At 73.2% G+C, this 14,054-nt stretch carries 2 protein-coding genes (1 of these 2 only partly in view); both read left to right on the forward strand.

The window, feature by feature from the left end; genetic code table 11:
- Complete coding sequence (locus QCD66_RS35030; protein ID WP_375733182.1) at positions 1-13,605, forward strand: amino acid adenylation domain-containing protein; 13,605 nt, start codon at positions 1-3, stop codon at positions 13,603-13,605.
- Positions 13,602-14,054, forward strand: partial view of an amino acid adenylation domain-containing protein gene (locus QCD66_RS35035; RefSeq protein WP_375733181.1) — the 5' portion only. The gene runs 3,636 nt beyond the window's last position; 453 of the gene's 4,089 nt are visible here — the first part of the coding sequence; the start codon lies at positions 13,602-13,604; its stop codon lies beyond the right edge, outside the window. The genes QCD66_RS35030 and QCD66_RS35035 overlap by 4 nt, the downstream gene beginning before the upstream one ends.

Genomic DNA, 14,054 nt, shown 5'->3' on the forward strand with positions numbered 1-14,054 from the left:
ATGTTGCCGGACGATCAGCGGTTCCGTGATTCGGCTCCCGATCAGGTCCGGACGACACGTCCCCCCACCGAGATCGAGCCCCTGCCGGACCGCTCCGGTCCCCTGCGGTTGTCGTTCGCGCAGCAGCGGTTGTGGTTCCTCGAACGCCTCGGCGGGGTCGGTCCGGCGTACCACATGCCGATGGCGTTGCGGCTCGACGGCCAACTCGACCGCAAGGCCCTCGCCGCGGCCCTCGACGCGCTCGTCGCCCGGCACGAGGTGCTACGCACCCGGATCGTGGCCGACGGCGCCGACGCCCACCAGCACATCGACCCGCCCGACACCGGCTTCACCCTGCACGTCGACGACCTCACCGGCCTGCCTGACGCGTCGGCCCGCCTGGCCGAGTTGCAGGAAGCCGAGACCAACGCCCCGTTCGACCTGACCACCGGGCCGCTGATCCGGGGCCGGCTGGTCGTGCTCGCCCCCGACCGGCACGTGCTGCTGCTGACGATGCACCACATCGTCTCCGACGGCTGGTCGCAGGGCGTGCTCACCAACGAACTCGGCACCCTCTACGCCGCCTTCCACGACAACGAGCCCGATCCGCTGCCGCCGCTGCCGATCCAGTACGCCGACTACGCCGCCTGGCAGCGGCAGTGGCTCGCCGACGGCGTACTCGCCCGGCAGGAGACCTACTGGCGACAGGCCCTGGCCGACGCGCCGGCCCTGCTCGAACTCCCCACCGACCGCCCCCGGCCGGCCGAACAGGACCACGCCGGGGCGCAGGTCACGGTCGAACTCGACGCCGGACTCACCAACCGGCTCGACGAACTCGGCGCCCGCCACGGCGGCACCCTGTTCATGACCCTGCTGACCGGCTGGGCGATCGTGCTCTCCCGGCTCTCCGGCCAGACCGACCTGGTCATCGGCACCCCCACCGCCAACCGACGCCGTGCCGAACTCGAAGACCTCATCGGCTTCTTCGTCAACACCCTCGCCCTACGCGTCGACCTCACCGGCAACCCCACCGTCACCCAACTCCTCGACCGCGTACGCGACCTCTCCCTCACCACCCTCGAACACCAGGACCTCCCCTTCGAACAGGTCGTCGAACTCGTCAACCCCACCCGCAGCCTCGCCTACACACCGCTGTTCCAGGTGATGTTCGCCTGGCAGAACAACGAGGAGGACGACCTCGACCTGGCCGGCATCGAGGTCACCACCCTGCACTCCCCCTGGGCCGGCGCCAAGTTCGACCTCACGCTGTCGCTGGCCGAAGAGGACGGCCGGATCACCGGCAGCCTCGAATACGCCACCGCACTGTTCGACACCGACACCGCCCACCGATACACCCGCTACCTGCACCGGGTCCTGACCCAGATGGCCGACCACCCCGAACGCCCGGTGGCCGAGCTGACCCTGCTCGACCCGGACGAGCGCCACCAACTGCTCGCCGCGTACGCCGACGCGACCGCCTATCCGGCCGGCCGGACGGTCCACGGGCTGTTCGAGGAGCAGGCCGCCGCCACCCCCGACGCGGTGGCGGTCTCGTTCGAGGGCGAATCGCTGCGCTACGGCGAGCTGAACAGCCGCGCCAACCAGCTCGCCCACCACCTGCGCGCCCACGGCGTCGGTCCGGACCAGCCGGTGGCGATCTGCGTGGAACGCTCGACCGAGATGATCGTCGGCCTGCTTGCCGTCCTCAAGGCCGGCGGCGCGTACGTGCCACTCGACCCCGGCTATCCCGCCGACCGGCTGGCGTACGTGCTGGGCGACAGCGCGCCGGCGGTCGTCCTCGCCCACGCGGCGACCCGGACCGTGCTCGACGGCGTGACGTCCGCGCCGGTGATCGACCTCGACGACCCCGCCGCCTGGGCGGACCGTCCGTGCACCGATCCGGCCGTCGACCTCACCCCGGGCAACCTCGCGTACGTCATCTACACCTCCGGCTCGACCGGCCGGCCCAAGGGCGTCATGGTCGAGCACGCCAACGTCGTACGGCTGTTCTCGGCCACCGCGCACTGGTTCGGCTTCGGCCCGTCCGACGTGTGGAGCCTCTTCCACTCCTTCGCGTTCGACTTCTCCGTCTGGGAGATCTGGGGTGCGCTGCTGCACGGCGGCCGGCTGGTGGTCGTCCCCCGGCTGACCAGCCGCTCGCCCGCCGACTTCTACCGGCTGCTCTGCGACGAGGGCGTCACCGTCCTCAACCAGACCCCGAGCGCGTTCCGCAGCCTGATCGCGGCACAGGCCGAGACGGGCCGGTCGCACGCGCTGCGTACGGTGGTCTTCGGCGGCGAGGCGCTGGACCCGGCGATGCTGCGGCCGTGGTACGCCGACCCCCGCAACGGGCGCGCCGAACTGGTCAACATGTACGGCATCACCGAGACCACGGTGCACGTGACGTACCGGCCGCTGACGGCGGCCGACGCCGACCGGCCGGGAGTCAGCCCGATCGGCGGACCAATCGGCGACCTGCGGCTCTACGTGCTCGACGAGCGGCTCGAACCGGTGCCGCACGGCGTCGTCGGCGAACTGCACGTCGGCGGGGCGGGGGTCGCGCGCGGCTACCTCAACCGCCCCGAGCTGACCGCGGAACGCTTCCTCGACAGCCCGTTCGAGGCCGGCGACCGGCTCTACAAGACCGGTGACCTGGTCCGGCACCGGGCCGACGGCAGCCTGGAATACATCGGCCGCAACGACTTCCAGGTGAAGATCCGTGGCTTCCGGATCGAACTGGGCGAGATCGAGTCACAGCTCGCCGCCACTCCGGGCGTACGCGAGGCGGTGGTGCTGGCCACGACGGACGCGACGGGCGAAACGCGGCTGGTCGGCTACTACACCGCCTCGGTACGCAAGCTGACCGCCGACGCGCTGCGTACCCGGCTGTCCGGGGTCCTGCCGGAACACATGGTCCCGGCCGCGTACGTGCGGATCGCCGAGTGGCCGCTGACCGCCAACGGCAAGCTCGACCGCAAGGCGCTGCCCGCACCCGACGGGCTGGCGTTCGCCTCCCGCGACTACGCCGAGCCGGTCGGCGCGACGGAGATCGCGCTGGCCGGGATCTGGGCCGAGGTGCTGGGCATCGAACGGGTCGGCCGGCACGACAACTTCTTCGCGCTGGGCGGGCACTCGCTGCTGGCGCTGCGGGTGCTGGAGCGGATGCGCCGGCAGGGCATGGACGCCGACGTACGGGTGCTCTTCGGGGCGCCGGTCCTGACCGACCTGGCCGCCGCCGTCGGGGCCGGGCCGGGCCAGGTCGAGGTGCCGCCCAACCTGATCCCGGACGGCTGTGCCCGGATCACGCCGGACCTGCTGCCGCTGGTCGACCTGACCCAGTCGGAGATCGACACGATCGTGGCCACGGTGCCCGGCGGGGCGCCGAACGTGCAGGACGTGTACCCGCTGGCCCCGATGCAGGAAGGGATCCTGTTCCACCACCTGATGGCCCGCGACGGCGACCCGTACCTGGTCACCAGCCTCATCGCCTTCGCCGACCGGGAGCGGCTGGACCGTTACCGGGCCGCGCTGGAGGCCGTGGTCGCCCGGCACGACATCCTGCGTACGGCGGTGGTGTGGCAGGGGATCAACGAGCCGGTGCAGGTGGTGTGGCGCCGGGTGACCCTGCCGGTGGAGGAGATCGAACTCGACCCGGCGGGCGACGACCCGGGCCGGGAGCTGCGCGAGCACTTCGACCGGCGGTACGGCCGGCTGTCGCTGCACGAGGCGCCGCTGGTGCGGCTGCTGGTCGCCCGCGATCCGCGCGACGGCAGGTGGCTGGCGCTCGAACTGATCCACCACATCATCGACGACAACACCTCGCTCAAGCAGCTCAACGCCGAGATCCGGGCGCACCTGGCCGGGCTGGGCGACCGGTTGCCGGCGCCGCTGCCGTTCCGCGACTTCGTGGCCCGGATCCGGCGCGGGGTGGACCGGATCGAGCAGGAGAGCTTCTTCCGCGGGATGCTCGGCACCGTCGACGCGCCTACCGCGCCGTTCGGCCTGCTGGACATCCACGGCGACGGCCGCACCATGCGCGACGCCCGGGTACGCGTCGACGCGGAGTTGGCGGTGCGGTTGCGGGCCCGGGCCCAGGCCCTGCAGGTCAGCGTGACCAGCCTCTTCCACGTCGCCTGGGGGCAGGTGCTGGCCCGGGCCAGCGGCCGGCAGGACGTGGTGTTCGGCACCGTGCTGTTCGGCCGGATGCAGGGCGGCGCCGGCAGCGACCGGGTGCTCGGCCCGTTCATCAACACGCTTCCGCTGCGGGTGACGCTCGCCGACACCGGCGCCGCGGACTGCGTGCTGCGTACCCACGGGGCACTGACCGAGCTGATCCGGCACGAGCACGCGCCGCTGGCGCTCGCGCAGTCGTGCAGCGGGGTCGCGCCGCCGGCTCCGCTGTTCACCGCCCTGCTCAACTACCGGCACGCGGAGGTGCTGGCGAAACCGGACACCACGCCGGCGGCCGGCGCCGACATCTTCACCTACCTGGCCGCCGAGGAGCGCGGCAACTACCCGCTGGCGCTCGACGTCGACGACCTCGGTGACGACTTCATCCTGACGGTCGCCGCCACCGCCGAGGTCGCCGCCGACCGGGTCTGCGCCATGGTCGAACGGGCGCTGGAGACCCTGGTCGAAACGCTGGAAAGGGCGCCCGACGCGGCGGTGGACCGGCTCGACGTGCTGCCGCCCGCCGAGCGGAACCGGCTGCTCGCCGACGGCAACGAGACGGCGGTGCCGTATCCGCCGCAGCGGCTCCTGCACCATCTCTTCGAGGCGCGGGCGGCGCGGAACCCGGACGCGGTCGCCCTGGTCCTCGACGACCACGAGCTGACGTACGGCGAACTCGACGCGCGCGCCAACCGGTTGGCACACCACCTGCGTGACCGCGGGGTCGGGCCGGACCGGCTGGTGGCGATCTGTCTCGAACGCTCGCTCGACACGGTGGTCGCACTGCTGGCGGTGCTCAAGGCGGGCGGCGCCTACCTTCCGCTGGACCCGGCATACCCGGTCGAGAGGCTGACCCACATGCTGCGGGACGCCACGCCGGTCGTGGCGTTGACCCACGGTGCGGCCCGGGACCGGCTGGGCGCCGCGCTGTCCGGTGTGGACGTTCCGGTCGTCGACCTCGACGCCGACGCGGCCGGCTGGGCGGACCTGCCGGTGACCGTCCCGGTCGTCGACGGCCTGGCGGCGCACCACCTGGCGTACGTCATCTACACCTCGGGCACCTCCGGCGCCGCCAACGGGGTCATGGTGGAGCACGGTCAGCTGGTGGCCGTCGCCGCCGCCTGGGAACGGCTCTTCGACCTGCGTCCCGGCCTGGTGCACCTGCAGATGGCCAGCTTCTCCTTCGACGTGTTCACCGCCGACGTGGTGCGTGCCCTGGGCTTCGGTGGTCGGCTGGTGCTCTGCCCGCGCCCGCTGCTGCTGGACAGCCCCGGCCTGTACGCCCTGCTGCGTCGGCACGACGTGGACTTCGCCGACTTCGTGCCGGCGGTGCTCAACCCGCTGATGGGCTATCTGGACAGTGTCGGCGGCAGCCTCGCCGGCCTGGAGACGGTGGTCTGCGGCTCCGACGCGTGGACGGCGGCGAACGCCGTACAACTGCGGGCGTTGTGCGGGCCGCGGGTGCGGATCGTCAACGCGTACGGGGTGACCGAGGCAGCCGTCGACAGCACCTGCTACCCGCTTCCGGCCGACGTGGCCGACGTCGCCGCGCTGACCTGCCTGCCGATCGGCCGGCCGCTGCCGAACGTACGGGTCTATCTCCTGGACGCGGCCGGCGAGCCGGTGCCGGCCGGGGTGGTCGGCGAGATCCACATCGGTGGCGCGGGGGTGGCGCGGGGCTACCTGAACCGGCCCGAGCTGACCGCGCAGCGCTTCGGTGTCAGCCCGTTCATGCCCGGTGACCGGCTCTACCGCACCGGTGACCTGGGCCGCCGGCTGCCGGACGGGCAGTTGGAATTCCTCGGCCGCGACGACTTCCAGGTGAAGGTCCGTGGCTTCCGGGTCGAGCTCGGCGAGATCGAGGCGCGGTTGGCCGGCTGTCCGGGCGTACGGGAGGCGGTCGTCGTCGCCCGCCCGGACAGCAGCGGCCACCAGCGGCTCATCGCCTACCACCTGAGTGGCGGCGGGCAGCCGCCGAGCGCCAGGGTGCTGCGCGACCGGCTGGCGGCCGAGTTGCCGGACTACATGGTGCCGGCGGCGTTCGTCCGGCTGGCGGCGTGGCCGCTGACGCCGAACGGCAAGGTCGACCGGGCGGCGCTGCCGGCGCCGGACGGGGAGGCGTTCGGCCAGCGTGGGTACGTCGAGCCGGTCGGCCTGCTGGAGACGGTGGTCGCCGCGGTCTGGGCCGACGTGCTGGGCATCGAGCGGGTCGGCCGGTACGACGACTTCTTCGCGCTGGGCGGCCACTCGCTGCTCGCCATGCGGCTGGTGTCGAAGATCCGGCAGGCGTTGGGGCGGGAGGTTTCCCCGGCGGCGCTGTTCGCGGCCCCGGTGCTGGCCGCCTTCGTGGAGCGGATGACGCCGGACGGCCGCGACGTGCTGCCGCCGGTCCGTCCGGTCGACCGTGGCGGTGCGTTGACGCTGTCGTTCGCGCAGCAGCGGTTGTGGTTCCTCGAACGCCTCGGCGGGGTCGGTCCGGCGTACCACATGCCGATGGCGTTGCGGCTCGACGGCTGGCTCGACCGGTCGGCGCTCACCGCGGCCCTCGACGCGCTCGTCGCCCGGCACGAGGTGCTACGCACCCGGATCGTGGCCGACGGCGCCGACGCCCACCAGCACATCGACCCGCCCGGCACCGGCTTCACCCTGCACGTCGACGACCTCACCGGCCACCCCGAAGCGGTCGCCAGGCTGGCCGAACTCCAGGCCGCCGAGGCCGCCACACCGTTCGACCTGGCGGCCGGGCCGCTGATCCGGGGCCGGCTGGTCGTGCTCGCCCCCGACCGGCACGTGCTGCTGCTGACGATGCACCACATCGTCTCCGACGGCTGGTCGATGGGGGTGCTCACCCGGGAACTCGGCGTTCTCTACACCGCGTTCCACGGAGGTGACACCGATCCGCTGCCGCCGCTGCCGATCCAGTACGCCGACTACGCCGCCTGGCAGCGGCAGTGGCTCGCCGACGGCGTACTCGCCCGGCAGGAGACCTACTGGCGACAGGCCCTCGCCGACGCGCCGGCCCTGCTCGAACTCCCCACCGACCGCCCCCGGCCGGCCGAACAGGACCACGTCGGCGCCCAGTTGGCGCTGGACCTCGACGCCGACCTGACGGCGGCCCTCAAGGCGCTCGGTGCCCGGCACGGCGGGTCGCTGTTCATGACCCTGCTGACCGGCTGGGCGATCGTGCTGTCCCGGCTCTCCGGCCAGACCGACCTGGTCATCGGCACCCCCACCGCCAACCGACGCCGCGCCGAGCTCGAAGACCTCATCGGCTTCTTCGTCAACACCCTCGCCCTACGCGTCGACCTCACCGGCAACCCCACCACCACCCAACTCCTCGACCGCGTCCGCGACCTCTCCCTCACCACCCTCGAACACCAGGACCTCCCCTTCGAACAGGTCGTCGAACTCGTCAACCCCACCCGCAGCCTCGCCCACGCGCCGCTGTTCCAGGTGATGTTCGCCTGGCAGAACAACGAGGACGGCGAGCTGGCGCTGCCCGGCATCGAGGTCACCGCGCTGCCGTTCCCGTACACGAGCGCCAAGTTCGACCTGGTCCTCGCCCTGGCCGAGCAGGGCGGCCGGATCACCGGCAGCCTCGAATACGCCACCGCACTGTTCGACACCGACACCGCCCACCGATACACCCGCTACCTGCACCGGGTCCTGACCCAGATGGCCGACCACCCCGAACGCCCGGTGGCCGAACTGACCCTGCTCGACGAGCGGGACCGGGAGCGGGTGCTGCGCCAGGCCCGTACGTCGCCGGTCGAGCGGGACATCCGGGCCCGGTTCGACAGCCGGGTCGGCACCGCCCCCGACGCCGTGGCGGTCTCGTTCGAGGGCGGATCGCTGCGCTACGCCGAACTGGACCGCCGCGCCAACCAGCTCGCCCACCACCTGCGGGAGCGGGGAGTCGGTCCGGACTCGCTGGTCGCGGTCTGCCTGCGCCGCTCACCGGAGCTGGTCGTGGCGTTGGTCGCGATCCTCCGGGCCGGTGGCGCGTACGTGCCGCTGGACCCGGGTTACCCGGCCGAGCGGCTGGCGTACATGCTGCGCGACAGCGCCCCGGTCCTGCTGCTGACCGCCGGCGACACCGCTGCCGTCGCCGACCTCCCCGGCGCGCCGCCCGCAATCGACCTCCACGCCGACCGGTCGCGCTGGGCCGGGCACCCGACCGGCGCCCCGGAGCCGGCGGCCGGACCCGACCACCTCGCCTACGTGATCTACACGTCCGGCTCCACCGGTCAGCCGAAGGGGGTGGCGCAGACCTGGCGGTGCCTCGACAACCTGGTCGACTGGCAGTTGCGTTTCGCGGCCCCGGGCAGCCCGGCACCGGAGCGGGTGCTGCAGTTCGCCTCGATCAGCTTCGACGTGTCGTTCCAGGAGATCTGGAGCACCCTGTGCCACGGCGGCGAGCTGGTGCTGATGGACGAGGAGCGCGGTCGCGACCTCGGCGGGTTGCGCCGGTTCATCGCCGAGCGGGGCGTCCGGCGGGCGTTCCTGCCGGCGGCGGTGCTGCACCAGATGGCCGGACTCACCGGGGCGGTCGCCCCGCTCACGCCGGGCTGCGAGATCGTGACCGCCGGTGAGGCATTGCGGGTCAACGACGACGTCCGGGCCCTGCTGGTCGGGCTCGGCGGCGATTACCTCTACAACCAGTACGGGCCCACCGAGACCCACGTGGTCAGCCAGTTCGCGCTGGCCACCGCCGACGCGGCGAGCTGGCCGGCGCTGCCGCCGATCGGCCGCCCGATCGCGGGCGCCCGGCTCTACGTGCTCGACGGGCGGCTCGAACCGGTGCCGGACGGCGTGCTCGGCGAGCTGTACATCGGCGGCACCGGCCTGGCGCGCGGCTACCTCGACCGGTCCGGCCTGACGGCGACCCGGTTCCATCCCGACCCGTTCGCCGGGCCGGGCGAGCGGATGTACCGCAGCGGTGACCTGGTCCGTCGGCGCGCCGACGGCGCCATCGAGTTCGCCGGGCGGGCCGACGACCAGGTGAAGGTACGTGGGTTCCGGGTCGAGCCGGGCGAGATCGAGAGCGCGCTGCGGGACGTGCCGGGCGTACGCGAGGCGGCGGTGCTGCTGCGCGAGGACTCGCCCGGTGACCCGCACCTGGTCGGCTACCTGGCCGGCGAGGTCACCGCCGAGGTGGCCCGCGACCACCTGCGCCGGCGGTTGCCCGGGCATCTGGTGCCGACCCGGTGGGTGGTGCTGGACCGGTTGCCGCTGACCGCGAACGGCAAGCTCGACCGGCGGGCGCTGCGCGCCCCGGAGCAGGCGGACGACGCGACCGCCTACGTCGCGCCGCGCGACGACCGGGAAGCCCGGATGGCCGAAATCTGGGCCGAGGTGCTGCGCCGCGACCGGGTCGGGGCGTACGACAACTTCTTCGCGCTGGGCGGGCACTCGCTCCTGGCGACCCGGCTCGTCCACGCCGTGAACCAGCGGATGGCGGCGGGACTGTCGCTGCGCACTCTTTTCCAGAAGCCGGTCCTGGCCGACCTCGTGGCCGAACTGGCGCGGCACGACCCGCCCGCCGTCGTCGACCTGCCGGCGCTCACCCCCGACCCGGCCGGCCGGCACGAACCGTTTCCGCTCACCGACATCCAGGAGGCGTACTGGGTCGGCCGCGAGTCGACGATCGAGCTCGGTGGGGTCGGCGCGCACGGCTACAGCGAGTTGCGGCTGCGCGAGTTCGACGAGGAGCGCTTCAGGCGTGCGCTGGACCGGCTGATCGCCCGGCACGACATGCTGCGGGCGGTCTTCCACGACGGCACCCAGCGGGTCCTGGCGACCGTGCCGTCGTACCCGATGGCCCGGCACGACCTGCGCGGGCTCGATCCGGAGACCGTCGGGCGGCGGCTGGCCGAGATCCGGGAGCGGATGTCGCACCAGTTGCTCGACGCCGGCCGGTGGCCGCTGTTCGAGTTCGCGCTGACGCTGCTCGACGGGGAGGCGCGGCTGCACGTCAGCATCGACGCGCTGATCGTCGACGCGGCCAGCGGGCAGATCCTGGAGCACGAGCTGGGGTTGCTCTACGCCGACCCGGACGCCGACCTGCCGCCGCTCACGGTGAGCTTCCGCGACTACGTGCTGGCCGAGCGGGCGCTGCGCCGGACGCCGCGTTACGACCGGGCGCTCGCCTACTGGCGGGAGCGGGTCGGCACGCTGGCGCCGGCGCCCGGGCTGCCGCTGGAACGCCAGCCGGAGAGCGTCGAGCGGCCGCGTTTCACCCGGTACGACGAGGTGCTGCCGGCCGAGCAGTGGGGCCGGCTCAAGGCGGCGGCCGGCCGCTACGGGGTGACCCCGTCGGTGCTGCTGCTGACCGCGTTCGCGCAGGTGCTGGCCAGGTGGAGCCGGCAGTCCCGGTTCACGCTGAGCCTGCCGCTGTTCAACCGGCTGCCGCTGCATCCGGGCATCAACGCGGTGATCGGCGACTTCACCTCGCTGGTGCTGGTGGAGGTCGACGTGCCGGCCGGGGTCGACTTCGTGACCCGGGCCCGCGCGGTGCAGGAGCAGTTGTGGCAGGACATCGACCACGCCGCGGTCAGCGGCGTACGGGTCAACCGGGAACTCGCGCGGGCCCGGGGGACGCGGCACGCCGCGCTGCCGGTCGTCTTCAACAGCACGCTGAGCGAGCTGGCGCCCGAGTCCGGTGACAGCGGTCTGCCGGCGGCGCTGAACGGTGAGGTCGTCCACGGCATCACCCAGACGCCGCAGGTCTGGATCGACCACACGGTCCTGGAGGCCGGCGGGCGGCTGCACTTCAACTGGGACAGCATCGACGAGCTGTTCCCCGCCGGGCTGGTCGCCGAGATGTTCGCCGCCTACCGGACGCTGCTCGACCGGCTCACGGACGCCGCCGCCTGGCACACCACGGTGGACGGCCCGGTGGCGCCGCCGGCACCGGCCGCGCTGCCGGCCCCGGGTCCGCTGATGCACGAGCTGTTCGACCGGCAGGCGCTGGCGACCCCGGCCGCGCCCGCCGTGCTGGCCCCGGACCGGCGGCTGGACTACGCGACGCTGCGCACCGAGGCGCGGCGGCTCGCCGGTCGCCTGCAGGACCGGGGCGTACGTCCCGGGCAGCTCGTCGCGGTGCTGCTCGACCGGGGCTGGGAGCAGGTCGTCGCCACCCTGGCGGTGCTCTACGCCGGCGGTGCCTACCTGCCGGTCGATCCGGACTGGCCGGCGGAGCGGGTGGCCCGGGTGCTGGAGCGGGCCGGGGCGGAACTGGCCCTGGTGGGTCCGGCCCCGGTCGCCGTACCCGACGGTGTCGGGCAGCTGGTGGTCGACGCGGCCACGGTCGGTGCCGGCGGCCCGGAGCCGCGGCCGGTCGCGGTGGCCGACACCGACCTGGCGTACGTGATCTACACGTCCGGCTCCACCGGCACCCCGAAGGGCGTGATGATCGACCACCGGGGCGCGGTCAACACCCTGCTCGACGTCAACGGGCGCTTCGGTGTCGGGCCGGCCGACCGGGTGCTGGCCGTCTCCGCGCTCAGCTTCGACCTCTCCGTCTTCGACATCTTCGGCACGCTCGCCGCCGGTGCGGCGGTCGTGACGCTCGATCCCGAGCTGGCCCGCGACCCGGTGCACTGGTCGGAGCTGGCGTGGACGCACCGGGTCAGCGTCTGGAACTCGGTGCCGGCCCTGGCCGGGATGCTGGTCGACCACGCCGAGGGCGGTCACCCGCCGCCGCCGTCGCTGCGCCTGGTGATGCTGTCCGGTGACTGGATTCCGCTCCCGCTGCCGGGGCGGCTGCGGGCGCTGCTGCCCGACGTCGACGTGCACAGTCTCGGCGGCGCCACCGAGGCGTCGATCTGGTCGATCCACCACCCGATCGGCGAGGTCGACCCGGCCTGGCGCAGCATCCCGTACGGCCGGGCGCTGGCCAACCAGCGGTTCTACGTGCTCGACGAGGCGCTGCGTACCCGGCCGACCTGGGCCGTCGGCCACCTCTACATCGGTGGGATCGGTCTGGCGCGGGGGTACTGGCGGGACGAGGCGGCGACCGCGGCCAGCTTCGTGGTCCATCCGGTCACCGGTGAGCGGCTCTACCGCACCGGTGACCTGGGGCGGCTGCGACCGGACGGCTCGATCGAGTTCCTCGGCCGGGAGGACGACCAGGTCAAGGTCAACGGCTACCGGGTCGAGCTGGGCGAGATCGAGTCGGCGCTGGAGAGCCATCCGGGCGTACGCGCCGCGGCGCTGCGGCTGATCGGCGCGGCGCAGGCCGACAAGCGGCTGGCCGCGTACGTGGTGCCCGACGGCGTCGCCCTCGACGCCGCCGTCCTGGTCGAGCACCTGGAGCGGCGGGTGCCGGCGTACATGGTGCCGGCGTCGTTCACGTTCCTCGACGCGTTGCCGCTGTCGGCCAACGGCAAGGTCGACCGGGGCCAACTGCCTGACCCCCGGCCGTCGGCGGTGCCCGTGGTCGCGGCGCTGGTGCTCGACGACCCGGCCGAGGACCGCCTGGTGAAGATCGTCACCGAGATCCTCGACGTGCCGGTCGTCGCGCCGGACGCCAACCTGCTGCTGCTCGGCGCCACGTCGATCGACATCGTACGGATCGCCAACGCGCTCTCCGGCGAGCTGGGCTTCCGGCCGAAGCTGGCCCGGCTGATGCGCCAGCCCACCCTGGCCGACCTGCTCGGCATGTATCGCGAGCACGTCGCCCAGCGGGCCGTCGTCGCGCGGGCGCAGCGGGCGGTGGTCGACGACCCGGCCGCCCGCGCCGAGTTCAAGGCGCGTGGCGAGGGCCGACGGGTCTTCCCGCCGGCCACCGGGCAGGTGGCGCTGGCCGCGCCGGCCGACCCGGCATTCGCCCGCCGCTACACCGACTACCGCTCGGTGCGCCGCTTCGGCGCGGACCCGGTGCCGGCGCACGCGCTGGGCCTGCTCCTGGCCGCGCTGGCGCAGCGGCAGGTGGACGGCCGGGCGAAGTTCCAGTACGGCTCGGCCGGCGGCACCTACCCGGTGCAGACGTATCTCTACGTCAAGCCGGGCCGGATCACCGGGGTGCCGGGCGGGGCGTACTACCACGATCCGGCGACGCACCGGCTGGTCGCGCTCGGTGGTGAGCGCGAGCTGAGCCCGGACGCCTACGACTACTTCGTCAACCGGCCGGTCTTCGAGTCCGCCGCGTTCGCGCTGTTCCTGGTGGCGCAGCGGGCCGCGATCGACCCGCTCTACCCGGAGCAGAGCGTGGCCTTCTGCAACATCGAGGCGGGTGCGATGGCCCAACTGCTGACGATGGCCGCCGCCGACCACGGTCTCGGCCTGTGCGGGATCGGCTCGCTGGAGACCGACGAGCTGGCCGCGCTGTTCGACCTGGACACGTCGCACCGGCTGGTCTATTCGCTGGTCGGCGGCACCCGCCCCGCCCCCGGCATTCCCGGGCAACGCCCGGCCGACGCCGGGTCCACCGACACCATCACGGTCGAGATATGAACGCCTTCGAGTTGCTCGACACGCTCAACCGGCACTCCGTCGGGTTGTTGGTCGACGGCGACCGGCTGCGTCTGCAGGCGCCGCGTGACGTGCTCACCCCGGAGTTGCTGGCCGAGCTGAAGCTCCACAAGGAACAGCTGATCGCGATCCTGACCGGCTCCGATCCGGAGACGATCCCGCGCCGGCCGGTGTCGGACGCGCCGCTGCCGCTCGCGTACGCCCAGCGCCAACTGTGGTTCCTCGACCAGCTCTCGCCCGGCAACCCGTTCTACAACAACCCGGTGGCCTTCGACATCACCGGCGCGCTGGACGTGGCGGCGCTGGCCCGGGCGCTGACCGAGGTGGTCCGCCGGCACGAGGCGCTGCGCACCGTCTTCGCGGACGTCGACGGCGAACCCTGCCAGGTCGTACGCCCGGCCGGCCCGGTCGCCCTGCCGGTCACCGACCTC

Origin of the sequence: Polymorphospora sp. A560, assembly GCF_045781765.1 — a bacterium.
Classification (GTDB): Bacteria; Actinomycetota; Actinomycetes; order Mycobacteriales; family Micromonosporaceae; genus Polymorphospora; species Polymorphospora lycopeni.

Excerpts from the sequence above, each read along its gene's own strand:
- QCD66_RS35030 (WP_375733182.1), top strand. The coding sequence starts at position 1 with ATGTTGCCGGACGATCAGCGGTTCCGTGATTCGGCTCCCGATCAGGTC.